The organism is Roseivivax marinus, from assembly GCF_900109705.1.
In the GTDB taxonomy this organism is placed as follows: domain Bacteria; phylum Pseudomonadota; class Alphaproteobacteria; order Rhodobacterales; family Rhodobacteraceae; genus Roseivivax; species Roseivivax marinus.
Genome location: NZ_FOAI01000007.1, coordinates 80465 through 103482 on the forward strand (window position 1 = coordinate 80465; position 23018 = coordinate 103482).

24 protein-coding genes are annotated in these 23018 nt (G+C 68.0%); 15 read left to right on the forward strand and 9 right to left on the reverse strand.

The window, feature by feature from the left end:
* Positions 1–56 precede the first annotated feature (56 nt).
* The 4 genes from BMX29_RS10440 (at position 57) to BMX29_RS10455 (ending at position 2379) form a co-directional block, all read left to right on the forward strand.
* Positions 57–671: a LysE family translocator gene (locus BMX29_RS10440; protein WP_092812499.1), complete on the forward strand. Its 615-nt coding sequence runs from the start codon at positions 57–59 to the stop codon at positions 669–671.
* A 58-nt stretch (positions 672–729) separates the two neighbouring features.
* Entirely contained in the window at positions 730–1179 is a 450-nt protein-coding gene (locus BMX29_RS10445) for a DUF3429 domain-containing protein (protein ID WP_092812501.1), read from the forward strand.
* Between the two features lie 112 nt (positions 1180–1291).
* On the forward strand, positions 1292–1756 hold the full coding sequence (rnhA, locus tag BMX29_RS10450; RefSeq protein WP_092812503.1) for a ribonuclease HI: 465 nt from the start codon (positions 1292–1294) through the stop codon (positions 1754–1756).
* A complete protein-coding gene (locus tag BMX29_RS10455) occupies positions 1753–2379 on the forward strand; it encodes a trimeric intracellular cation channel family protein (protein ID WP_092812505.1) in 627 nt (208 codons plus the stop codon). Before rnhA ends, BMX29_RS10455 begins: the two co-directional genes overlap by 4 nt.
* An 18-nt stretch (positions 2380–2397) precedes the next feature.
* Here BMX29_RS10455 and BMX29_RS10460 read toward each other — a convergent pair whose 3' ends face one another.
* Positions 2398–3573, reverse strand: coding sequence for a MalY/PatB family protein (locus tag BMX29_RS10460; protein ID WP_092812506.1), 1176 nt, complete (start codon positions 3571–3573; stop codon positions 2398–2400).
* A 173-nt stretch (positions 3574–3746) separates the two neighbouring features.
* On the opposite strand from BMX29_RS10460, the gene def (BMX29_RS10465) reads away from it, so the two are divergent.
* From def (BMX29_RS10465) to def (BMX29_RS10475), 3 genes are read left to right on the forward strand one after another with little or no spacing between them, the layout of a single operon-like run.
* Positions 3747–4265, forward strand: a complete 519-nt coding sequence (gene def, locus BMX29_RS10465; protein ID WP_092812508.1) for a peptide deformylase — start codon at positions 3747–3749, stop codon at positions 4263–4265.
* Positions 4262–4759, forward strand: coding sequence for a peptide deformylase (locus tag BMX29_RS10470; RefSeq protein ID WP_092812510.1), 498 nt, complete (start codon positions 4262–4264; stop codon positions 4757–4759). Before def (BMX29_RS10465) ends, BMX29_RS10470 begins: the two co-directional genes overlap by 4 nt.
* The gene (gene def / locus BMX29_RS10475) at positions 4756–5250 is read left to right on the forward strand and encodes a peptide deformylase (protein WP_092812512.1); all 495 of its coding nucleotides are present in this window, start codon (positions 4756–4758) and stop codon (positions 5248–5250) included. Before BMX29_RS10470 ends, def (BMX29_RS10475) begins: the two co-directional genes overlap by 4 nt.
* Before the next feature lie 40 nt (positions 5251–5290).
* On the opposite strand, the gene BMX29_RS10480 is transcribed toward def (BMX29_RS10475), so the two are convergent.
* On the reverse strand, positions 5291–5785 hold the full coding sequence (locus BMX29_RS10480; protein WP_092812514.1) for a hypothetical protein: 495 nt from the start codon (positions 5783–5785) through the stop codon (positions 5291–5293).
* A gap of 251 nt (positions 5786–6036) precedes the next feature.
* On the opposite strand from BMX29_RS10480, the gene msrB reads away from it, so the two are divergent.
* The 4 genes from msrB to radC all read left to right on the forward strand — a co-directional run bounded on the left by msrB (position 6037) and on the right by radC (position 8648).
* A complete protein-coding gene (gene msrB, locus BMX29_RS10485; RefSeq protein ID WP_092812516.1) occupies positions 6037–6486 on the forward strand; it encodes a peptide-methionine (R)-S-oxide reductase MsrB in 450 nt (149 codons plus the stop codon).
* Positions 6483–6992, forward strand: coding sequence for a peptide-methionine (S)-S-oxide reductase MsrA (gene msrA / locus BMX29_RS10490; protein ID WP_092812518.1), 510 nt, complete (start codon positions 6483–6485; stop codon positions 6990–6992). The genes msrB and msrA overlap by 4 nt, the downstream gene beginning before the upstream one ends.
* Positions 6993–7411: 419 nt before the next feature.
* Complete coding sequence (locus tag BMX29_RS10495; RefSeq protein WP_092812520.1) at positions 7412–7780, forward strand: hypothetical protein; 369 nt, start codon at positions 7412–7414, stop codon at positions 7778–7780.
* A 70-nt stretch (positions 7781–7850) separates the two neighbouring features.
* The gene (gene radC, locus BMX29_RS10500; RefSeq protein ID WP_092812521.1) at positions 7851–8648 is read left to right on the forward strand and encodes a RadC family protein; all 798 of its coding nucleotides are present in this window, start codon (positions 7851–7853) and stop codon (positions 8646–8648) included.
* Positions 8649–8660: 12 nt separating this feature from the next.
* On the opposite strand, the gene BMX29_RS10505 is transcribed toward radC, so the two are convergent.
* The 3 genes from BMX29_RS10505 to secA all read right to left on the reverse strand — a co-directional run bounded on the left by BMX29_RS10505 (position 8661) and on the right by secA (position 14128).
* Positions 8661–10226: a phosphate ABC transporter substrate-binding/OmpA family protein gene (locus tag BMX29_RS10505; protein WP_092812523.1), complete on the reverse strand. Its 1566-nt coding sequence runs from the start codon at positions 10224–10226 to the stop codon at positions 8661–8663.
* 30 nt (positions 10227–10256) lie between these two features.
* Positions 10257–11228: a hypothetical protein gene (locus BMX29_RS10510; RefSeq protein ID WP_092812525.1), complete on the reverse strand. Its 972-nt coding sequence runs from the start codon at positions 11226–11228 to the stop codon at positions 10257–10259.
* A gap of 164 nt (positions 11229–11392) precedes the next feature.
* The gene (gene secA, locus BMX29_RS10515) at positions 11393–14128 is read right to left on the reverse strand and encodes a preprotein translocase subunit SecA (RefSeq protein ID WP_092812527.1); all 2736 of its coding nucleotides are present in this window, start codon (positions 14126–14128) and stop codon (positions 11393–11395) included.
* Between the two features lie 173 nt (positions 14129–14301).
* Here secA and BMX29_RS10520 point away from each other — a divergent pair, with 173 nt between their 5' ends.
* The 4 genes from BMX29_RS10520 to BMX29_RS19210 all read left to right on the forward strand — a co-directional run bounded on the left by BMX29_RS10520 (position 14302) and on the right by BMX29_RS19210 (position 17231).
* On the forward strand, positions 14302–15228 hold the full coding sequence (locus BMX29_RS10520) for a peptidylprolyl isomerase (RefSeq protein WP_092812529.1): 927 nt from the start codon (positions 14302–14304) through the stop codon (positions 15226–15228).
* 2 nt (positions 15229–15230) lie between these two features.
* Positions 15231–16463, forward strand: coding sequence for a bifunctional glutamate N-acetyltransferase/amino-acid acetyltransferase ArgJ (gene argJ, locus BMX29_RS10525; protein ID WP_092812531.1), 1233 nt, complete (start codon positions 15231–15233; stop codon positions 16461–16463).
* A 106-nt stretch (positions 16464–16569) separates the two neighbouring features.
* Positions 16570–16968, forward strand: a complete 399-nt coding sequence (mutT, locus tag BMX29_RS10530) for an 8-oxo-dGTP diphosphatase MutT (RefSeq protein ID WP_043845317.1) — start codon at positions 16570–16572, stop codon at positions 16966–16968.
* A gap of 113 nt (positions 16969–17081) precedes the next feature.
* Positions 17082–17231: a hypothetical protein gene (locus tag BMX29_RS19210; protein ID WP_092812533.1), complete on the forward strand. Its 150-nt coding sequence runs from the start codon at positions 17082–17084 to the stop codon at positions 17229–17231.
* A gap of 116 nt (positions 17232–17347) precedes the next feature.
* Here the strand turns inward: BMX29_RS19210 and infB are convergent, their stop codons facing one another.
* From infB to rimP, 4 genes are read right to left on the reverse strand one after another with little or no spacing between them, the layout of a single operon-like run.
* Positions 17348–19861 (reverse strand): translation initiation factor IF-2, encoded by a 2514-nt coding sequence (gene infB, locus BMX29_RS10540; protein WP_092812763.1) that lies wholly within the window; start codon positions 19859–19861, stop codon positions 17348–17350.
* An 8-nt stretch (positions 19862–19869) separates the two neighbouring features.
* Positions 19870–20505, reverse strand: a complete 636-nt coding sequence (locus BMX29_RS10545) for an RNA-binding protein (RefSeq protein WP_092812535.1) — start codon at positions 20503–20505, stop codon at positions 19870–19872.
* Between the two features lie 10 nt (positions 20506–20515).
* On the reverse strand, positions 20516–22162 hold the full coding sequence (gene nusA / locus BMX29_RS10550; RefSeq protein WP_043845129.1) for a transcription termination factor NusA: 1647 nt from the start codon (positions 22160–22162) through the stop codon (positions 20516–20518).
* Between the two features lie 5 nt (positions 22163–22167).
* A complete protein-coding gene (gene rimP / locus BMX29_RS10555) occupies positions 22168–22752 on the reverse strand; it encodes a ribosome maturation factor RimP (protein ID WP_043845128.1) in 585 nt (194 codons plus the stop codon).
* Positions 22753–23018 lie beyond the last annotated feature (266 nt).

Consider the following 23018-nt stretch of genomic DNA (forward strand, 5'->3'; position numbering starts at 1 on the left):
TTGCCTCGCGGTCGGAGCCGGGGCAGTCTGGCCCGGTCCAGCCCGAGGTATCGTCCATGTCCCTGCAGTTTCTTCTGACCGCCTTCGTGGTGGTCATCGCGCCCGGCACCGGCGTCCTCTACACGCTCGCGATCTCGCTCGGGCAGGGGCGGCGCGCCGGCCTCTGGGCCGCGCTCGGCTGCACCGCGGGGATCGTGCCGCACCTCGCCGCCGCGACCGTGGGCCTTGCGGCGCTGTTGCACACGTCGGCGTTGCTTTTCGCCGTAGTGAAGTGGGCAGGGGTGGCCTATCTCTTGTGGCTCGCCTGGCAGTCGGTCGGGCAGGGCGGCGCGCTGGCCGTCGGGGCGGACACGACGCGCGAGCGCGGGATCCGCATCGCCCGCCGGGGCGCGCTCATCAACATACTGAATCCCAAGCTCTCGGTGTTCTTCCTCGCCCTGTTGCCTCCGTTCCTGAGCGGCGCGCCCGAAACCGCCACCGCCGAGATGTCGGCGCTAGGCGGCGTCTTCATGCTGATGACCTTCGCCGTGTTCGCGGGCTACGCGAGCCTCGCCGCTGCCGCGCGCGACCGGCTCCTGGCCTCGGCCCGGGCGATGCGCTGGCTGAACCGCAGCTTCGCGGCGCTCTTCGCCGCGCTGGCAGTGCGACTCGCGGCCGAACGCGCCGCCTGAGCGCGTGACCCGACCGCGCGCCGCGCTACCCTGCCGGGTGCAGAAGGAGACCCGGCCAATGACCCAGATCCCCCGCTCCGCCCTGATCCTCGGCCTCGCCGGAGTGATCCCGTTCGCATGGGGCGCTCTCACGCTGCTCGTGCCCGCTCTGGCGGCCTGGGGGCAGGCGACGCTCGGACCGCGGTTCATCGGGCCCTACGTGCAGCTCTACTACGGCGCGGTAATCCTGTCGTTCATGTCCGGCGTGCTCTGGGGCTTCGCCACGAAGGCGGAGGGCGGACGCGCGGCCACGGGCTACGCGTTGTCGGTGATCCCGGCGCTCTGGGCCTTTTTCATGACGGGCGGCGGCCCCGTGTCGGCGGCCATGAACCTGATCTTCGGCTACGCGGGACTTCTGGTTCTCGACTTCGCCTTCTGGCGGTGGGGCCTCGCTCCGCGGTGGTGGATGCAGCTGCGCGTCCTGCTCACCGGCCTCGTGGTCCTCTGCCTCGCCGTCGTCGTCCTCTGAGGTCGCACACCCGTCTTCCTGGCCGGAATATCCCGGAGGTCCGGCGGCAGCGCCCCCGGCTTGACCGACGATCCCCTTGACGAGGGCACCCGGGAACGCGACAGACGCCGCCATGACCAAGCTCTACGCCTTCACCGACGGTGCCTGTTCCGGCAATCCCGGCCCCGGGGGGTGGGGCGTGCTCATGCGGGCGATGGACGGCGAGACCGTGGTGAAGGAGCGTGAGTTCTCCGGCGGGGAAGCGCAGACCACCAACAACCGGATGGAGCTGCTGGCCGCGATCACCGCGCTCGAAGCGCTGAAGCAGCCCTCCCAGATCACGGTGGTCACCGACTCGGCCTACGTGAAGAACGGCGTCACCAGCTGGATCCACGGCTGGAAAAAGAACGGCTGGAAGACGGCGGCGAAGAAGCCGGTCAAGAACGAGGAGCTCTGGCGTCGGCTCGACGACGCGCAGAAGACCCACGAGGTGCGCTGGGAATGGGTCAAGGGTCACGCCGGCCACCCCGAGAACGAGCGCGCCGACGAGCTGGCGCGCGCGGGCATGGCCCCGTTCAAGGGGCGAGGGTCGTCGTGAACCTCGTCCCGCTGCTCGACTATGCGGCGGTCACTGTATTCGCGCTGACCGGCGCCCTGGTCGCCAGCCGGGAGCAACTCGACATCGTGGGCTTCGCGTTCCTCGCCTGCCTGACCGGGATGGGCGGCGGGTCGCTGCGTGACATCCTGCTCGACCGTCCGATCTTCTGGATCGCGGATCCCGTCTACCTGATCGTGGCGACCGCGGCGGCGGTGACCGTGTTCTTCCTCGCCCACAGGCTCGAGTCGCGGTGGGAGACGCTGACCTGGCTCGACGCCGCGGCCCTGTCGATCGCGGTGGCGGCAGGCGCGCTGATCGCGGCCGAAGACGGACAGCCGCTGCCGGTCGTCGTCGTCATGGGCATGATCACCGGCTGCGTCGGCGGCCTTGCCCGCGACGTGGTCAGCAACGAGGTGCCGCTGCTGCTGCGCCCTGGCCAGCTTTACGTCACCTGTGCCTTCTCGGGGGCGTTGTCTCTGGCGCTGCTACACATGGTCGGCGTTGGCGCGGTGCCCGCCGCGATCCTGTGCTGCGCGACGTGCTTCATCCTGCGGGCCGGCGCGATCAAGCGCGGCTGGGAGCTGCCGATCTACAAGCCGCGCCCCAAGAGCGACGACCACTAGACCGGCAGCCCACATCGATCACTGCAGGTCGCCGAACGCCCGCTGGAGCCGCGCGCCGGCCTCGGCCACCCGCGCCCGCGGCGTGGCGACGTTGAAGCGCAGGAACGCGCCGCCGCCGGTGCCGAACGTGTCGCCGTGGTTCACCGCGATCTTCGCGTCCTTCTCGACCCGCCGGGTGAACTCGCGCGGCTCCATGCCGGTGCCCGAGAAGTCGACCCAGGCGAGGTAGGTCGCCTGCATCGGCATCGAGCGGACGCCGGGGATGGTGTTCACCGCCTCGTCGAAGAGCCGTCGGTTGCCGTCGAGATAGCCGGTCAGTTCGTCGACCCACGCCGCGCCCTCGGGCGAGTAGGCCGCCGTCGCCATGTGCATCCCGAACGAGTTCGGCGACATGCCCATCGCGCCCATGCGCGCGGCGAAGCGGCAGCGCAGTTCGGGGTCGGCGATGGTGACGTTGCCGATATGGGCGCCAGCGATGTTGAAGGTCTTGGTGGTCGCCGTCAGCATCACCAGCCGGTCGGCGATGTCCGGCGCCGCCAGCGGCATCGGCGTGTGGCTCTCGCCGGGCATGACGAGATCGTGGTGAATTTCGTCGGACACCAGAACGAGGTCGTGGCGCACGGCGAAGTCGGCGACGGCGCGCAGCTCCTCCGCCGACCAGACCCGGCCGCCGGGATTGTGCGGAGAGCACAGGATCACCATGCGCTCGGACCCGGTCATCGCCGCGTCGTAGGCGTCGAAGTCCATGCGGTAGGTGCCGGCCTCGTCCTGCACCAGCGGGCATTCCACCACCGTGCGGCCCGCGGCGCGGATCACGCGGGCGAAGGCGTGGTAGACCGGAGTGAAAAGCACCACGCCGTCGCCCGGCTCGGTGAACGCGTCGAGGCAGAGACCGGTCCCGTTGACCAGCCCGTGCGTCGTGAAGACGCCGTCGCGTGGCACGTCCCAGCCGTGTCGCTCGCGCATCCACCATTCGATCGCGTCGAGATACGGCCCTTCGTTACCGAAATAGCCATAGACGCCATGATCGGCCATGCGCTGCACGGCGGCCTGCACCACCTCGGGAGGGCGGAAGTCCATGTCGGCGACCCACATCGCCAGCCCGTCCTCGGGCGAGACGCCGTAGATCCCCTCCATCTTGTCCCATTTGGCACTGTGCGTGCCCACGCGGTCGATCTCTTCGTCGAAGTTCATCTCGGTTCCTCGGTCTCGGGTCGGGCCCGACCCTCGCGCATCCGCCCGCGGGTGCAAGCCGAAAGCGGCGGGGCGGCCGCTCGGCGCAGGACGTAGCGCGCCCGCGGCCCGGTTTCGACGCAGGCCGCGCCAACGCGTTGCGCAAGACGACATGACGGCTTAAATCCGCCGGCATGAAGCGCCCGATCCTCATCCACCCCGACCCGCGCCTGAAGAAGGTCGTTCCCGCCGTGGACGACCTCTCGGACGAGCTGCGTACGCTGGCCGACGACCTGCTCGAGACGATGTACGACGCGCCGGGCATCGGCCTCGCCGCGCCGCAGGTGGGGGTTATGTCCCGCCTGATCGTCCTCGACTGCGTCAAGGAGGAAGAGGCCGAGCCGCGCCCGCTGGTGATGTTCAATCCCGAGCTGCTCAAGGCCTCCGAGGAGCTGAGCGTCTACGAGGAGGGCTGCCTCTCGATCCCCGACCAGTATGCCGACGTGGAGCGGCCGGCGCAGGTCCGAGTCGGCTGGCTCGACCGCGACGGCAACCCGCAGGAGGAGGAGTTCGAGGGCCTTTGGGCGGTCTGCGTGCAGCACGAGATCGACCACCTGAACGGCAAGCTCTTCATCGACTATCTCAAGCCGATGAAGCGCCAGATGATCACGCGCAAGATGCAGAAGCTCAAGCGCGAGAAGGCCCGCGGATGACCGTCCGCCCGATCCTGCGCTGGCCCGACCCGGTGCTGTCGCGCGTCTGCGCGCCCGTGGGCGATCGCGATATCACCGGTCTGGTCGGTGATCTCTTCGAGACGATGTACGCCGCGCCGGGTCGCGGCCTGGCCGCGCCGCAGGTGGGCGAGGCGCTGCGCGTGTTCGTCATGGATGCGACGTGGAAGGACGGGGACATGTCACCGGTCGCGTGCATCGACCCCGAGATTCTGTGGATGTCCGACGACACGGTGCCGATGGACGAAGGCTGCCTCAGCATTCCCGGCGTCGCCGCCACCATCCAGCGTCCCTCGCGCATCCGGCTGCGCTGGCGCGGACTCGACGGTGCCGTTCACGAGGCCGACCTAGACGGGGCCGAGGCGCGGGTGGCACTGCACGAATACGACCATCTCGACGGCAAGGTGACGTTCGACCGGCTGGAGCCGGAGGCGCGCGCCGCGCTCGAGGCGGACTACGCCGCGGTGCCGTCGTGACGGTCCGCCCGATCCTGCGCTGGCCCGACAAGCGCCTGCGTACGGCGGCTGCCCCGGTGGACGAGATCACCGACGAGGTCCGGACCCACTGGCAAGACATGATCGACACCATGGAGGCGATGCCGGGCGTCGGTCTCGCCGCGCCGCAGGTCGGCGTGATGCTGCGCCTCGCGGTGGTCGATGCCTCGAACGAGCGCGGACATGCCGTTCGCATGGCGAACCCGGAGGTTCTTCATGCCTCGGTCGAGTTCCGCGACCACGACGAGGCCAGCCCGTGCCTGCCGGGCGTGCACGCGACGATCTCGCGGCCGCGGGCGGTGACGGTGCGCTACCTCGACGAGACCGGATCAGTGGTGGAGCGGGATTTCGTGAAGCTCTGGGCGACGAGCGTGCAGCACCAGATCGATCACCTGGCGGGGAAGATGTATTTCGACCGGCTGTCGAAGGTGAAGCGGGACATGCTGCTGCGCCGGGCGAAGAAGTCGAGATAGGAAGGCCCGCCGCACCAAGGGCGGCGGACCGGGAATTCGATCAGCTGTCGCTGTCGCCGTCTTCCTCGGACATCGAGTCCGAATCTTCGCCGTCCGACATGGTCTCTCCGGTCTCGGCGGTCGCCTCGGACTCGTCGACCGGCACCGTGCCGTCCATGTCCATCGAGCCGTCTTCGTTGATTTCGGCGTCGGTCGCGGCATCGGCCGTGGTCGAGTCGTCCGAGCAGTTGTCGGATGCGGCCATTTCGGTGCCGTCATCCTCGGACATCTCCGAGCCCGAGTCGTCCCCCGAGGCACTCGCATCCTCGCTCATGCTTTCGTCGTCCTCGCAGTCGTCCATCATTGCGTCGGTCTCGCCTTCGGCGTCGCTTTGATCGACCGGGACAGTGCCGTCCATTTCCATTTCGCCCTCTTCGGTGATCTCGGCGTCGGTCTCGACGTCGGCGGTCGACGAGGTCTCCTGGGCGATCGCGGCGCTGCCGATCGTCATGGCGGCAAGGGCGGCAAGAACGATGGGGCTCTGGATGCGGGTCATTGGGGTCTCCTCCTGAAAGACGCGGCCTGTGGGGCCGCGCGACAGGGAGGGAAGGTATGTCGCGCACGCCGGGGTCCATGCCCTCGGGGAATGCGCGAGAATCCGCCGATTGCTGCGCGGCGGCGCGGCGGTAAATCGCCCGGCGGCCCCTTGTGCCGGTGTGCTTCGGCATACACGGGGAACCGCCACGCGCCCCTTTGAATCCGCTCCGGAAGCCCCACATCAGCGACACGACAGCCAGGAGGGCATTCATGGCCGACTACACCCGCGATCCCGACCGCATCGCCCAGCTCACACCCGCGCAGTACCGCGTGACGCAGGAAAGCGGCACCGAACGTCCGGGCACCGGGGAATACCTCGGCAACAAGGAGCCGGGCATCTACGTGGACCTCGTTTCGGGCGAGCCGCTCTTCGCGAGCGCCGACAAGTACGAGTCCGGTTGCGGCTGGCCGAGCTTCACCAAGCCGATCGAGACCGCCCACGTCACCGAACTGCGCGACACCACTCACGGCATGATCCGCACCGAGGTGCGGTCCGCGCACGGTGACAGCCACCTCGGACACGTGTTCCCCGACGGCCCTGCCGACCGGGGCGGGCTGCGCTACTGCATCAACTCTGCCGCCCTTCGCTTCATCCATCGCGACGACATGGAGGCCGAAGGCTACGGCGCCTACATCGATCAAGTGGAGGACGTGGCATGACGACCGAACGCGCCGTACTGGCCGGAGGCTGCTTCTGGGGCATGCAGGACCTGATCCGCAAGCTGCCCGGCGTCGAGGACACCCGCGTGGGCTACACCGGGGGCGACGTGCCGAACGCGACCTACCGCAATCACGGCACTCACGCCGAGGGCATCGAGATCACCTTCGACCCCGACCGCATCAGCTATCGCCGAATCCTCGAGTATTTCTTCCAGATCCACGACCCGACGACCCGCAATCGTCAGGGCAACGACATCGGGGTGAGCTACCGCTCGGCGATCTACTACGTGAACGAGGAGCAGAAGCAGGTCGCTCTCGAGACCATCAAGGACGTCGAGGCATCCGGCCTGTGGCCGGGCAAGGTCGTGACGGAGGTGGAGCCCGTGGGTGACTTCTGGGAGGCCGAGCCCGAGCATCAGGATTACCTGGAGCGCATCCCCAACGGCTACACCTGCCACTTCCCGCGCGCCGACTGGGTCCTGCCGAAGCGCGACGCGGCGGAGTGAGGTCGCTGAGCGGCCCGGGATGCGAGGCTATGCCGTCGCAGCCTGGCCGTTCCGCCTAACGACCGTTGCCTTAAGTGGCGGAATGAGTTCGTCACCAAGAAAAAGCCGGACCGCGTGACGGTCCGGCTTTCTTGTCCCGTGGACACGTTTTCCGGGCAGGGGCCTGTGAGCGCCGACCGACGAACCGGCGAGTTCGAGATGCCACGCGGATCGGAGGGTGTCGCTTGGGCTCCCGGACCCGCCCCGAACGGGCCAAGCCCACGCTCCGCCATCGGGTAACCCGGCCCTACCCGCAGTGAGCACATGGCGGCTATGAGGCCTCGACTGTGGTCAATGCTGCGCTGCGGCGTTTACGCTGCGCTGCAGAAGCCGGCACTCCCCCGTCGGCACGAGTCATTCGACCCGAGAGGATTTTCGCCATGACCACCAATCTCCTGCGCTCCGCCGCCCTGACCCTTGCCGCCCTCGCGGGCACCGCTGCCGCCGCCGAGACCGTCACGCTGGACCGTCCGCTGGCCGGTGCTACCGTGATCGAGAACGGCGTCGCCATCAGCGTCTACCGTGCACCCTCGGCCGAGGCGTCCGAGATCGTCGAGGTCGTCGCGACCTACGCCCCGCTCGCAGCGTCCGAGCGCACCGGACGCGTGGTCATGCAGATGGCGGAGGGCGATTCGGCCTCCTTCGGTCTGCCGGGCCTGCCGGGCCTGAAGCTCGACTTCAACCGCGACGCCGAAACCGTGTCCTTCGGTGCGGACACCCTGCCGGTCGTCTACGCAGCCGGCTACTGAAACACGGGTCCTGCCTCCTTCCGCGCCGGCGTTAACCGCACGGTTACCGTCGCCGGCGCAAAAGGGGGACATGACACGGGGCCATCAGTTCGACGACGCGCAGGCCAGCCTGTTCCCCTGTGCCCCTGCACGCGACGTGCCCCGCGCCGGGGCCGCCCGGCGCAACCCGGAGGCGGCCCCGGCGACCAGGCCGCCCTCGTACATCCGCGATCACCGCAAGCGCCTGCGCGAGCGTTTCATGGCCGGCGGCGCCGATGCGCTGCCGGACTACGAGATGCTGGAGCTGGTCCTGTTCGGTGCTGTCCCGCGCGTCGACATGAAGCCGCTGGCACGCCTGCTGCTCGAGACGTTCGGCGACTTCAACCGGGTGCTCTCGGCGCCGCCCGCCCGCCTGAAGGACGTCGACGGTGTGGGCGAGGCCGTGATCTGTCAGCTCAAGCTGGTGGAGGCCGCGGCCCATCGCCTCAGCCGCGCCCGCGTGATACAGCGCCCGGTGGTCTCATCCTGGGATGCACTGCTGGAGTATTGCCGGACCGCCATGGCGCATGGCGAGATCGAGCAGTTCCGTGTCCTCTACCTTGACCGCAAGAACGTGCTGATCGCCGACGAACCGCAGGCCCGCGGCACCGTCGATCACGTGCCGGTCTATCCGCGTGAAGTGGTGAAGCGCGCGCTGGAGCTGAACGCATCCGCGCTGATCCTCGTGCACAATCATCCCTCGGGTGACCCTACGCCGTCGGCCGCCGACATCGAGATGACCGGTCAGATCGCCGGCGCGGCCGAGGCGCTGGGCCTTGCGCTGCATGATCATCTGGTGATCGGGAAGGCCCGCGAACTCAGCTTCCGGGCCGAGGGCCTGCTGACGTGAACGGCCTCGCGGTCAACGCACCCAGACCTCGACGCGCCTGTTGGCCTGCCGCCCCCACGAAGTGTCATCGCAGGCCATGGGCATCGCCTCGCCGAAGGCGTCCGTGCCGATGGTGACCTGCTCCAGATCGGCCGTCTCGGCGGCGGCGATCACGGCGTCCCGGACCGCAGCAGCGCGCTGGCGCGCGATGTCGAGGTTGGCCGAGGCCGGCCCCACGCCGTCCGAGAACCCGACAAACATCAGCCGGCGCGTGTCGTAGCGCCCGGCCTCGATGGCATGGGCCAGCTGGTAGACGTTTGACCGGGATTGCGCATCGAGCCGCGCCGACCCCGGCTCGAACCGGAAGGAGGTGGACAGACGCTGCATCGGTCGCAGCGTGGCAACCATGCGCTTGAGCTCTGACAGCCCGGCGTCGCCCTCGGCCACAGAGATCGCGTTCGCGAAGCGGTCACCCTGATCGCCCAGCGGCACCTCCTCGGGTGACTGGTCGACGAAACCGGCCCGGCGGATCACGATCTGCGCCGCGTCCGAGCGGGTGAAGGACAGGAACTCACGCACCAACGCCGGCATCCGCCGCGCCGGGAGGTAGAGGAACATCGGCGCGGTCAGCGGATAATCCTCGGTCTTGACCGCCAGGCGGTCGGCCTCCAGCTCGAAACCGCAGGGACCGGCGATGGGCAGGACGCGCGCGAAGCCGGTCTCGGACACGCTTGCGATCCCGAAGGCGAAGGGGTCTTCGGCCACAGCATCAGCCAGCGCGGCCGTCGTCTCGTGCCGCACCGCGGTCTCGGGCAGGGACAGCCCGGCCGGGGCGAGGATCCGATCCTCGATCCCCTGCGCGAGGCCCGAACGGGCGTCGGGCACGTGCACCACCACCGGCGCGTCCGGTCCGCCGAGCTGGGACCAGTTGCTGATGCGCCCGCCCAGAAGTCGCGCGAGCTGGCGCAGCGACAGGTCCGCCACCGGGTTGGACGGCGCCACCACGGGCACCATCGCATCGAGCGCGATGACCCGGCTGCGGTTGGCCTCGTCCAGCACGCCCATCCCCGCCTGGCGGGCGATCTCGACCTCTGCGGGCCGGATCTCGCGCAGGGCCATCACGGCGTCGGCATCATCGGCCATGAGGTCGGCGAAGCCCTCGTCGGTGGTGGTCAGGTGGAACGAGAACCGGCCCACGGGCTGGCCTTCGTTGGGATCGAGCAACGCGTAGGTGAAGCGGCGCGGGCCGGTTTCCTCACGGACCGCCTCCAGTTCGCGGCGCAGGGCGAAGGCTTCGACCAGGGCGGGCATCAGGACCCGGCCCAGCGTCGTCGACCCCGAGATTGTCATCTCGGCCACGAAGTCGGTGAGGGACGGGCAGCCTGCACCGTCGCAAAGCACGCCGGAGCCGTCCACGGTCAATTCCCCGTAAGCAGTGTCGACGCGGTAGAATTCACCGTCGAAGCCCAGCAGGGTGCCAGACAGCTCGATTGCACCGTCGCGGGAGGTCAGGGTCACGTCCTGCGCCGCCGCCGGGCCGCCCGCCGCGAAGAGCGCACTGAAAAGTGCGGCGCGAAACGCCGCACATCGCTGTATCATCGAGGTTCCCTGCCGGTGCCGTCCGTCGTCTTATCTGGCGGCGATCTTCAGGTCTGCGATGAGATTGTTCAACACCAGATAGTCGCCGACGCTGTCACAGCCCGGAAACGCGAGGTCGATGTCACGCACCGTCGGGGCGCCCCCGTCACGCAGCTCGAGTGTCTGAGCGGAGATGTCTGTCTCGCAGGTGGCTTCGGTCACTGCGGCCTCGACGCTAACGTCGATGAGCCCGCCCCGCGCCGCGGTCCCGGCGGGAAAGCTGTAGACCTGCGCGCGCCGGGCCTCGGGGGCCTCGTCGTCGCCGAGGTTCAGAAGGAAACCGCTTTCTCCCCGCGCGGCCGCCTCAAGGGTGCCTGCGGCGCCCGTCCAGACGTGCCCCTCGGAAAAGTAGTCCGCCTCCCATTCGCGGGCGTGCAGCTCGAGGTCGCCCTCGCCCTGCCATTGCAGGACGATGCGGTCGTAGAACGCGAGGGAGGACACGGTGGCCTGAGCGACGGCGCCGGAATCGTCGGAGAAGGATGCGATGAAGACCGCGCCTTCGGTCAGGGCGGGGAAGTCCAGCACGAGCGAGCCGTCGGGCTGTGTCGTCTCGGTGATCATCAGGCCGCTGTGGTGCAGGCTCACGCGCTCGGATGCGTGGCAGGGCGCGGTCAGCTTCAGGCGCACCAGGGCCCCGGCAATCGGTGTGGCGGACAGCTCGGGATCGCACCCGAAGCCCGCCACGGGGGCGGATTCGGTTGGCATCGTGGGGATCGTGCTGCTGTCGGCCGCGGCGAGGCGAACCATGCCAAAGGGCAGTTGGGGCAGCGCGGCGCTGCCGATAGGCATTGCCTTCGGCAGATCGCGCAGCCCGGTCGCGGCGGATGTGTCCTGAATATCGGTGACCTCGACCTGCGGAGCCGGCGCGCCCGCCCGGAGAAAGCCATATTGCATCACGAAGCCGATCCCGAGCGCACAGAACAGGGTGCCGCCGGCCAATCCGAGCGTTTTCGGGGAAATCATGTCTGCCTCCGGTCACGGAATCCGTCTTGAAGGCAGTTTCGTCTGCGAGTCGGGCGCCCATTGGGCGGGGAGCCGGACTCTTTCGGGCGATTGCGCCCGAATCTCAAACCGTCGTCACATTGGGGCGCCGGAATGCCCGGCGCCCGCCATGTTTCGATCCGGCCTCAGCCGAGACGGCCGTGGCAGTGCTTGAACTTCTGGCCCGAGCCGCAGGGGCAAGGGTCGTTCCGGCCCGGTTCGCCCCAGGTCGACGGGTCGGATTCGTCAAAGCCCTCGACCAGCGGCTCGGTCGGTGCGACCGCGGGCCCGGCGGCCTCCTGCTCGGGGTTCGTCGCACCGGCAGGAGCCTGCGCGGCGGCCTGCTGTGCGCGGGCCTGCTGGCGGGCCATCTGATCGAGAAGCTGCTGGCGCTGCTCCTCCGTCATCGGCTGGATCTGGGCGAGCTTGGTGGTGACCTCTTCGCGCAGCGAGTCGAGCATGCCCTCGAACAGCTGGAAGGCCTCGGTCTTGTACTCGTTCAGCGGGTCGCGCTGGGCGTAGCCGCGGAAGCCGACCACCGAGCGCAGGTGCTCGAGCGTCAGCAGGTGGTCGCGCCACTTGCCGTCGATGGTCTGCAGGATCATCTGCTTCTCGATCTGGCGCATGGTGTCGGGGCCGAACTTCTCGGCCTTTTCTTCCATGTACTTGTCCGAGGCTTCCTCGATGCGTTCGCGAACGACTTCCTGATCGACGCCGTCTTCCTCGCCCCAGGCCATCACCGGGAGGTCCACGCCCAGCTTCTCGATGCAGGCGGCATAGAGCCCTTCGAGATTCCACTGGTCGGCGTAGCTTTTCGGCGGGCAGTACGTGTCGACAAGATCGTCGATGACTTGGTGGCGCATGTCCTGCGTGATCTCGGTGACATCCTCGGCCTCCATGATCTCGCGGCGTTGCGAGAACACGACCTTCCGCTGGTCGTTCATCACGTCGTCGAACTTCAGGAGCTGCTTGCGGATGTCGAAGTTGCGGCCTTCGACCTTCGCCTGCGCGCGCTCGAGCGATTTGTTCACCCAGGGGTGAACGATCGCCTCGCCTTCTTTCATGCCCAGCTTGCCCAGCACGTTGTCGAGCCGCTCGGATCCGAAGATCCGCATCAGGTCGTCGTCGAGCGACAGGAAGAACGACGACCGGCCCGGGTCGCCCTGACGGCCAGAACGACCGCGCAGCTGGTTGTCGATCCGGCGGCTTTCGTGGCGCTCGGTGGCCAGAACGAAGAGGCCGCCTGATTCGAGCACCTTCTTTTCGTCGTCCTCGTGCGCCGCCTCGATCCGCTGGCGGATCTCGTCGGGGTTGCCGTTCGGGTCGGCCTCGATCGCTTCCATGATCTGGAAATCGACATTGCCGCCGAGTTTGATGTCGGTGCCGCGGCCGGCCATGTTCGTGGCGATGGTGACCGCGCCGGGCTTGCCCGCGTCGCCGACGATCTGCGCCTCTTTCTCGTGCTGGCGCGCGTTCAGGACGTTGTGCGGCAGACCCTCGCGCTGGAGCAGTTGCGACAGCATCTCGGACTTCTCGATGGAGGTCGTGCCCACGAGGACCGGCTGGCCCTTCTCGTGGGCGCGCTTGATCTCGCGCGCGATGGCCTCGTACTTCTCCTGCGCGGTGCGGTAGACCTGATCGTCCTCGTCCATGCGCGCGATCGGCTTGTTGGTCGGCACCTCGACCACGCCGAGACCGTAGATCTCGGCGAATTCCTCGGCCTCGGTCGTCGCGGTGCCGGTCATGCCCGACAGCTTGTCGTAGAGGCGGAAGTAGTTCTGGAACGTGACCGACGCGAGGGTGACGTTCTCCGGCTGGATCTTGGCGCCTTCCTTGGCCTCGATCGCCTGGTGCAGGCCGTCGGACAGGCGGCGGCCGGGCATCATCCGGCCCGTGAACTCGTCGATCAGCACCACTTCGCCGTCACGGACAATGTAGTCCTTGTCCTTCTGGAACAGCTTGTGCGCCCGGAGCCCCTGGTTGAGATGGTGCACTACCGTGGTCGACTCGGGATCGTAGAGGGTCTGGCCCTCTTCCAGCAGTCCCATCTGGTGCAGCCGGCCCTCGAGGAACTCGTTGCCCTCGTCGCTGAAGCTGACGTTCCGCGTCTTCTCGTCGAGCGTGTAGTAATCGTCCTGCAGCTCGGGAATGACCCGGTCGATCGCCTCGTAGAGCTGCGAGCGGTCCTGCGCCGGCCCCGAGATGATGAGCGGCGTGCGCGCCTCGTCGATCAGGATCGAGTCGACCTCGTCCACGATCGCGAAGTTGTGCCCGCGCTGCGCCATCTGGTTCAGCTCGGACTTCATGTTGTCGCGCAGGTAGTCGAAGCCCAGCTCGTTGTTCGTCGCGTAGGTGATGTCGGCCTGGTAGGCGGTCTTCTTCTCGTCTTCCGGCTGGCGCGGGTAGACCACGCCGGTGGTCATCCCGAGGGCGCCGTAGACCTTGCCCATCCACTCGGCGTCGCGGCGGGCGAGGTAGTCGTTCACCGTGACGATGTGGACGCCCTTGCCCGAGAGCGCGTTGAGATAGGCCGGGAAGGTCGCGACCAGCGTCTTGCCCTCGCCGGTCTTCATCTCCGAGATGTTACCCTGATGCAGGAAGATCCCGCCCATCAGCTGAACATCGAAGGCCCTCAGGCCAAGCGCCCGGCGCGCGCCCTCGCGACACACCGCGAAGGCCTCCGGCAGGAGGTCGTCGAGGCTCTCGCCGTCGGCGTAGCGTTTCTTGAACTCGTCCGTCTTGGCGCGAAGGCCCGCGTCGTCGAGGGCCTGAATGCCCTCTTCGAGGCCATTGATCCGCTCCACGAGGGGCCGGGTCGCCTTGATCTTCCGGTCGTTCGGCGTTCCGAACACCTTCTTCGCGATGGAACCGATCCCCAGCATTCGGGCTTCCTTGCCTGTCACCTGTGTCCTGTGCGGCCGCGGCTTGCCCGTCGCGCACAGAGCCCATAAGACACGGGGGAACGACCGGCTCGCGCCGCCAACGGTGGCGATGTAAGGGTCGGGTGCAAAAGTGTCAACGCCGCCTCGGGGAGGGTGGCAGAGAGGACGAGATCATGATCATTCGCGCGCCCTACCTGGCCGCTTCGCTCGTCGCGGTCATCGCCGCGATGCCCGCCTTCGCCCAGGACACCACGCAGAGCGACGCAGCGCCTGCCGACAGCGCTTCCGAAACGGCCGAGCAGCCCACAGCGGAGAGCACCGCGCCTGACGCCTCGCTCGACACCGTGGTCGCCACGGTCAACGGGGAGGACATCACCCTCGGCCACATGCTGATGGTCCGCACCGGCCTGCCCGACCAATACCAGCAGCTGCCGGACAACGTGCTTTGGGAGGGTATCCTCGACCAGCTCGTGCAGCAGGAGGTGCTTGCCCAGTCCGACGCCGCCGAGGAAACGCAGCGCGTGACCCTCGCGCTCGACAACGAGCGCCGCGCGCTCACTGCCTCCGAGGCCGTGGCCAATCTCGGCGCCGACGCGGTGTCCGACGAGGACATCCAGGCCGCCTATGACGAGCAGTTCGGCTCGGGCGGCGGCACGGAATACAACGCAGCGCACATCCTCGTTGAGACCGAGGCCGAGGCGCAGGAAGTCATCAGCGCGCTCGACGACGGCACCGAGTTCGCCGAGCTCGCGCGCGAACGTTCGACCGGTCCGTCGGGCCCCAACGGCGGTGATCTCGGCTGGTTCGGTCAGGGCCAGATGGTCGCGCCGTTCGAGGAAGCCGTGGCAGAGCTCGAGCCGGGCGAGGTGTCCGATCCCGTCGAGACGCAGTTCGGCTGGCACGTCATCCGCCTGAACGAGACCCGCGAGCAGGAGGCCCCGGCCCTGGACGAGGTCCGCGACCAGATCGCCCAGACCCTGCAGCAGCAGGCGGTGCAGTCCCGGATCGAGGAGCTCGTGACCGGCGCCGAGGTCGAGCGCATGGGTGCAGACGCCGTCGACCCGGCCGCGCTGAGCCGGACCGACCTTCTGGAGAACTGATCTTGGCCAAGATCACCGAACGTTCGCCCCTGGCGCCGGAGTCATTTCCGGACCTTCCCGTCGTCAAGGGCGTGCGCTTCGCCGCAGCCGCGGCCGGCGTGCGCTATGCCGGCCGTACCGACGTCATGCTGGCGCATCTGGCGCCGGGCTCGACAATCGCCGGCACGTTCACCCGGTCGGCGACACGCTCCGCCCCGGTGCGGGACTGTCAGGCCAAGATCGGTGCAGAGGACGCGTCGGACGGTGCCGCGTTCCTCGTGAACTCCGGCAATTCCAACGCCTTCACCGGTCGTGCGGGCGACGAGTCGGTGGCCGCGCTGACTGCCGCCGTCGCTGCCGCGCTCGACCTGCCGCAATCGCGCGTGTTCACGTCCTCGACCGGTGTGATCGGCGAACGTCTGCCTCACGCCCGCATCACCGCCAAGCTCGACGAGCTGGCGGGCGCACTCTCCGATGATACCATCGCAGACGCGGCGAAGGCGATCATGACCACCGACACCTTCCCGAAGGGGGCGTCGGCGACGGTCCACGTCAACGGAGGCGACGTCACCATCGCGGGCATCGCGAAGGGCTCGGGCATGGTCGCGCCGGACATGGCGACGATGCTGGTCTACGTCTTTACCGATGCCGCGGTATCGCGCGCCGATCTTCAGGCGCTGGTCTCGCGGGCCACCGACCGCACCTTCAACTGCATCACCGTCGATAGCGATACCTCGACCTCCGACACCCTCCTAATGGCCGCCACCGGCGCCTCCGGTGTGGAGGTCACGGCCGAGGACACGGCCTTCGCCACCGCGCTCGAGGACGTGTTCCGCGACCTCGCCCAGCAGGTGGTCCGCGATGGCGAGGGGGCGACCAAGTTCGTCACCGTCGAAGTGACCGGCGCGGCCTCCGACGCCGACGCCCGTACCCACGCGCTGTCGATTGCCAACTCGCCCCTCGTGAAGACCGCGATCGCCGGCGAGGACCCGAACTGGGGTCGCATCGTCATGGCCGTGGGCAAGTCCGGCGCCGCCGCCGACCGCGATCTGCTGTCGATCCGCTTCGGCGACGTCCTTGTGGCGGAAAAGGGCTGGGTCGCCGAGAGTTATCGCGAAGACATGGGCGCCGCCCAGATGCGCCAGCCCGAGATCACCATCGGCGTGGACCTCGGCCTTGGCGAGGGCGCGGCGACGATCTGGACCTGCGACCTGACCCACGGCTACATCTCGATCAACGCCGACTACCGCTCGTGACGTCCCGCCTCTTTCTTCTCGGCGAAAATGTCAGGGAGAGCGCGAGATGCAGCGCCTCTCGCGCGGCTCTGCGGGGCCGCTCCGGACACTGCGCGCGGGGATACGCATGAAGACCGTTCTCGTATCCGCCGTGGCGCTGATCGACGTGGACGGCCGTGTCCTGCTCGCGCAGCGGCCCGAGGGCAAGTCCATGGCCGGGCTCTGGGAATTTCCCGGCGGCAAGGTCGAAACCGGCGAGACGCCCGAGGCCGCTCTGATCCGCGAACTGCAGGAAGAGTTGGGCATCGACACGTGGTCGAGCTGTCTTGCGCCCCTGACCTTCGCGTCGCATTCCTACGCCGACTTCCACCTGCTGATGCCTCTCTTCGCTTGCCGCAAATGGCAGGGCATTCCGCAATCGCGGGAAGGGCAGGCGCTGAAGTGGGTCGCCGCGCGGGACCTCGCATCGTACCCCATGCCCGAGGCGGACGTGCCGCTGGTACCGATCCTGCGCGACTGGCTCTGACGACGGTCGACGGCGCCGAAACAATTCCCGGAAGATAATCCTTAAGTGCCGCTACGGGAAACCGCCACGCGGCCGCATACTGGTGCTGTCGATTCCATCAGGGGGATTTCCGGATGCTGCGTACCATCGTCATGGGCTCGTGCGTCTCCGTGCAGGGCATTCTCGAGAAAACGCTGCCCGACGGGCGCCTTGTCGTCCGCGTCGGGCGGTCGCTGTTCACCGGTCTGCCCGTCGCCACGGCCGTTAGCGCCCGGCCTGCCTGATCGCTGCTGTGGTGCGCCCGGCGTGAAGAACGCCCGCCGCTCCGGGACTACGGCAAAAAGAAAGGGAGGCCGAAACCGGCCTCCCCGAAACTTGGGCGCGATCATGTGCCGCGGCGTCAGTCGAGCGAGCGCTCGACCTCCTGCCGGGTGAAGATCTCGATGACGTCTTCCTTGCGGATGTCGTCGTAGTTCTCGAACGCCATGCCGCATTCCTGACCCGAGATGACCTCGGAGACCTCGTCCTTGAAGCGCTTGAGCGTCTTCAGCGTGCCTTCGTGGATCACCACGTCGTCGCGCAGGAGGCGCACCCCGGCCGAGCGGCGTGCGACGCCCTCGGTGACAAGGCAGCCCGCCACGGTGCCGACGCCCGAGACGCGGAAGGTCTCGAGGATCTTGGCGTAGCCGATGAAGGTCTCGCGCACCTCGTTGGACAGAAGGCCCGATGCCGCCGACTTCACGTCGTCCACCAGGTCGTAGATCACGCTGTAGTAGCGCACTTCCACGCCCTTCTGGTTGGCGCTGTTGCGCGCCGATGCGTTGGCCCGGACGTTGAAGCCCAGGATCGGCGCATTCGACGCCTCCGCGAGGCCGACATCGGTCTCGGTGATGGCGCCCACACCGTAGTGCAGGACACGCACGCGGACCTCGTCGTTGCCGACCTTCTCGAGCGCCTGGACGATCGCCTCGGCCGAACCCTGCACGTCGGCCTTCACCAGCACCGGCAGCTCGGAGACGTTCTCGTCTTCCTTGGCCTTCTGCATGAGGGCCTCGAGCGTGGTGGCGGCACCGGCTGCGGCACGCTTGTCCTTGGCCGCCTGCTGGCGGTACTCGGCGATCTCGCGGGCCTGCGCCTCGGTCTCGACCACGTTCAGAACGTCGCCGGCCTCGGGCGTGCCGTTGAGGCCCAGGACCTCGACGGGGACCGACGGACCGGCCTCCTTCACGCGCTTGCCCTGGTCGTTCTCCATCGCGCGGACCTTGCCCCACTGCTCGCCCACGACGAAGATGTCGCCCTGCTTGAGCGTGCCCTTCTGGACGAGGACGGTCGCGACCGGGCCGCGGCCCACGTCGAGCTGCGCCTCGATCACGGCGCCCTGCGCCGGACGGTCGGGGTTGGCCTTGAGTTCGAGGATCTCGGACTGCAGCGCGATGGCTTCGAGCAGCTCGTTGAGGCCCTTGCCGGAAATGGCCGAGACCTCGACGTCCTGCACGTCGCCGGACATCTGCTCGACGACAACTTCGTGCTGAAGCAGGTCGGTGCGGACCTTGGTCGGGTTCGCCTCGGGCTTGTCGCACTTGTTGATCGCCACGATCATCGGCACTTCGGCCGCCTTGGCGTGATTGATCGCCTCGATCGTCTGCGGCATCACCGCGTCATCCGCCGCGACCACCAGCACCACGATGTCGGTCACCTGCGCGCCACGCGAGCGCATCGAGGTGAACGCCGCGTGGCCGGGCGTGTCGAGGAAGGTCAGCGTCTTGCCGGTCGTCGGATCGTCCACCTGGTAGGCGCCGATGTGCTGCGTGATGCCGCCGGCCTCGCCGGAGACCACCTTGGTCTTGCGGATCGCGTCCAGCAGCGACGTCTTGCCGTGGTCCACGTGGCCCATGATCGTGATGATCGGGGCGCGCGGCTCGAGATCCTCGGGCTTGTCGTCGACGGTCTCGATCACCTGCTCGACGTCGGCGTCCGAGACGCGGACGACGGTGTGACCGAATTCCTCGATGATGAGCTCGGCGGTATCGGCGTCGATGGTCTGATTCTGCGTCGCCATCACGCCGTTCTGCATCAGCGCCTTGACCACGTCGCCCACGCGTTCGGTCATCCGGTTGGCAAGCTCTGCCACCGTGATCGCCTCTGGGAGGCGCACGTCGCGCATGACCTTCTCGCGCTGGACGGGGCCGCCCATCGCCTTCTGGCGCGCACGCTCCTGCTTGCGCTTCATCGCGGCCATGGACTTCTGACGGCCGCCTTCGCCGCCGGTCAGAGCCTGGTTCACGGTCAGCTTGCCGGTGCGGCGGTTGCCCGCGTCGCCACGACCCTTGCCGCCGCGACCGCGCTCTTCGCGTTCGCGCTCGGCCTTGCGGGGGGCGTCCTTGGCCGGGGCTGGACGGCCGCCGGCAGGAGCGGCACGACCGGCATCGGCCTGAGCCGGTGCCGCCGCAGGCGCCTTCGCGGCCTCCTCGGCTTCGCGCTTCTTGCGCTCTTCCTCTTCGGCCTTGGCCTTGGCACGTTCCTCGGCCTCGCGCTGCTCGCGCTCTTTCTGTTCCTTCTCGGCGCGCAGGCGCTCGCGCTCTTCGGCGCGCGCCTTCTCTTCCGCCTCGCGGCGGGCGGCCTCGTCGGCCTCGCGGGCCTTGGCGGCCTGAAGCGCGCGCAGGCGGCGCTCCATCTCCGCGTCGGAAATGCCGGCGGGACGCTTCGCCCCGGAGGCCGCGGCCGAGATACCACTCTGCGAGCCGGACCCCTTACCCGCCGCGGCGGCGGGCTTGGGCGCGCTGACGGTGCGCTTGCGCTTCGTCTCCACCACGACGTTCTTGGTGCGTCCGTGGCTGAAGCTCTGCTTCACGTTCCCCGAACGGGGACCTCCGCCACGCACACCCAAAGTCTTCTTGCCGTCGTTGTCGCTCATGTAGTTCTTCATCCTTCCCGGCGGGCCGTGCCGCCGCGCTGAGCGTCGGTCGATCCGACGCGCAGGCCCTTCAGACGTCGGGCCTCGTCTACAATACGATTCGTGAGTCCGCCAGCGCCGAGCGCGGCGTGTATCACAGTTTCACGTCCGAAGGCCAACCCGAGCTCGGTCCCGGTCAGCCATCCGATATAGGTCCCGAAGTGCGGCGTCGACAATTTCGACTTGCCGCGGGACGATCCGTCTTCCGCCTGGATCAGGACCTCGGCCTCTTCCTTCTGAAGCATGTCCTTCACCTTCTCGTAGCCCGCCACCGCATCGCCGGACTTGCGCGACAGCGAAATCAGGTTGACCACGCGGTCGGCGAGTTGGCGCTCGATGAGGGCGACGACATTCTCCGGCGCCCGGACCGGCGCCTTGGCAGCGCGGGCGAAAAGGTTCTTCTTGACCGCCTTCTCGAGCGCGGCGCGGTCCGGGGTCACCCAGATGCCCCGGCCCGGCAATTTTCCGGCGATGTCCGGCACGACACTGGCGTCCGGGCCGACGACGAACCGGATCAGTTCATGCGCCGGGCGCACCTCGCCCGTGGCGATGCACTTGCGCTCCGGCCCGTCGGCCCTGTCGGTATTGCGTCCGCCTCGTGTCATGCAGTCCGGATCACGCCTCCTCGGCCTTGGGCGCGTCGTCGTCGGCGCCGGTCTCGTCGTCTTCGTCGTCGGACCCGTCCTCGGCATCGTCCTCGAGCTCGGTCGGGTCGACCCAGCCCAGCAGGACGCGGGCCGTCATGACCATCGTCTGCGCCTCTTCGAGGCCCACGTCGAAGGGTTCGAGAAGTCCGTCGTCCTTCACCCGCTGGCCGTCCACGGAGGTCCAGCCGCCGGCGAGTTCCCAATCGGCGCAGGTCGCGAAGTCTTCGAGCGTCTTGATGCCATCCTTCGCGAGTGCTTCCACCATCTGGGGTGTCAGGCCCTCGAATTCAATAAGGCTGTCCTCGGCGCCCATCGAGCGCGCGTTCTCCAGCGCCGCGGCCGCCTGCGCCTCGAGCACGTCGCGGGCCCGGGCTTGCAGTTCCTCCGCGGTTTCGTCGTCGACACCGTCGATCACGGTTAGCTCGTCGATCTCGACATAGGCCACCTCTTCGAGGTTGGTGAAGCCTTCCGAGACCAGCAGCTGGGCGAAGAACTCGTCGAGGTCGAGCGTGTCCATGAAGAGCTTGGTGCGCTCCTCGAACTCGGCCTGGCGCCGCTTCGACTCTTCCTCTTCGGTCATGATGTCGATGTCGAGACCGGTAAGTTGCGAGGCAAGGCGCACGTTCTGGCCGCGACGGCCAATCGCCAGCGACAGCTGCTCGTCGGGGACGACAACCTCGATGCGCTCGGCATCCTCGTCGAGAACCACCTTCGAGACTTCGGCCGGCTGCAGCGCGTTCACGAGGAAGGTCGGCATGTCCTCGTTCCACGGGATGATGTCGATCTTCTCGCCCTGCAGCTCGTTCACCACGGCCTGCACGCGGGAGCCCCGCATGCCGACGCAGGCGCCGACCGGGTCGATGGAGCCGTCATAGGACACCACGCCGATCTTCGCGCGCGACCCCGGATCGCGGGCCACGGCCTTGATCTCGATGATGCCGTCGTAGATCTCGGGCACTTCCATCTTGAAGAGCTCGGCCATGAACTCCGGCGCGGTGCGCGACAGGAAGATCTGCGGGCCGCGGGTCTCGCGGCGCACGTCCTTGATGTAGCAGCGGATGCGATCGTTCGGGCGATACGCCTCGCGGCCGATCTTCTCGTTGCGGCGCAGGATGCCCTCGCCACGGCCGATATCGACGATGACGTTGCCGTATTCCTCGCGCTTGACGACGCCGTTTATGATCGTGCCGGCGCGGTCCTTGAATTCCTCGTACTGGCGGTCGCGCTCGGCCTCGCGGACCTTCTGCAGGATCACCTGCTTGGCCGACTGCGCCGCGATCCGACCCATCTCGACCGGGGGAACTTCCTCGATGAACTGGTCGCCAACCTTGGGGTCGGCGAGGTACTGCTTCGCGGTCTCGACCGTCATCTCGGCCTGGTAGTTCTCGAGTTCCTCGTCCTCGACCACCGTCCGCACGCGGGTGAACGTCGCGCGGCCGGTCTTGCGATCGATCTTCACGCGGATGTCCATCTCGGAGCCGTAGCGGCTCTTGGCGGCACGCGAGAGGCTTTCCTCCATCGCCTCGACCACGAGTGCGGGGTCGATCATCTTCTCGCGCGCGACCGCCTCGGCGGTCTGCAGCAGCTCCAGCTGGTTGGCGGAGGTGATGGCCATTCTCGTTACTCCTCTTGCGCGGCGTCGTCGGCCGCGATCTCGTCGAATTGGGTCTCGTCCAGGTCCTTGGGCAGGGTTCCGGCGGCCTTGCGGGCCTTGAGCATTTCCTTGATGAGCTCGTCGGTCATCACGAGCTTGGCGTCGGCGAGCCAGTCGAATTGCAGCCCGATGGTGCCTTCCTCGACGTTGATCAGCACCTCGGAGCCCTCCACGCCGGCAAGAACGCCCTTGAAGCGCTTGCGGCCGTCGATCAGCTCGTGCGTCTCGAGCTTGGCCTCGTAGCCCTCGAACGTGTCGAAATCCTTGAGGCGGGTCAGCGGTCGGTCGATTCCGGGCGAGCCGACCTCGAGCGTGTAGGTGTCGAGAATGGGGTCCTCGACGTCGAGCACGGCCGACAGCGCGGTGGAGATCTCGGCGCACTCGTCGACCTCGATCCCGCCCTCGGGACGCTCGGCCATGATCTGCAGAAGCGGGCTCTTGCCGCCCTGCAGGCGAATGCGCACGAGTTCGAAGCCCATGTCCTCGATCGTGGGTGTCACGATCTCGGCCAGGCGCTGGTCCATGCTTGTCTTGGCGATCAGGTCCGACATGACGATCTCGCGGTCCGGTGTGGATGGAGGCCCGGCGGACCGGGCACAAAAAAACGGGCGCGCGGCCCGTCGAACGTGTCCGGTGGTGCTTCGGAGCCGAGCCCGACGCGCCGCTGTTGAGGGGCATATACGGATTGCCGCGCGAGTCTGCAAGGGAATTGCGCACCGCCTGCACCGGCGAGGTCGGCGCACACGAGGCCGTGATGGAAACCAGAGCGCCTGCTCGTGTTTCTCCCGTCCGAAATGCCGAAGCAAAGGACAGGAGG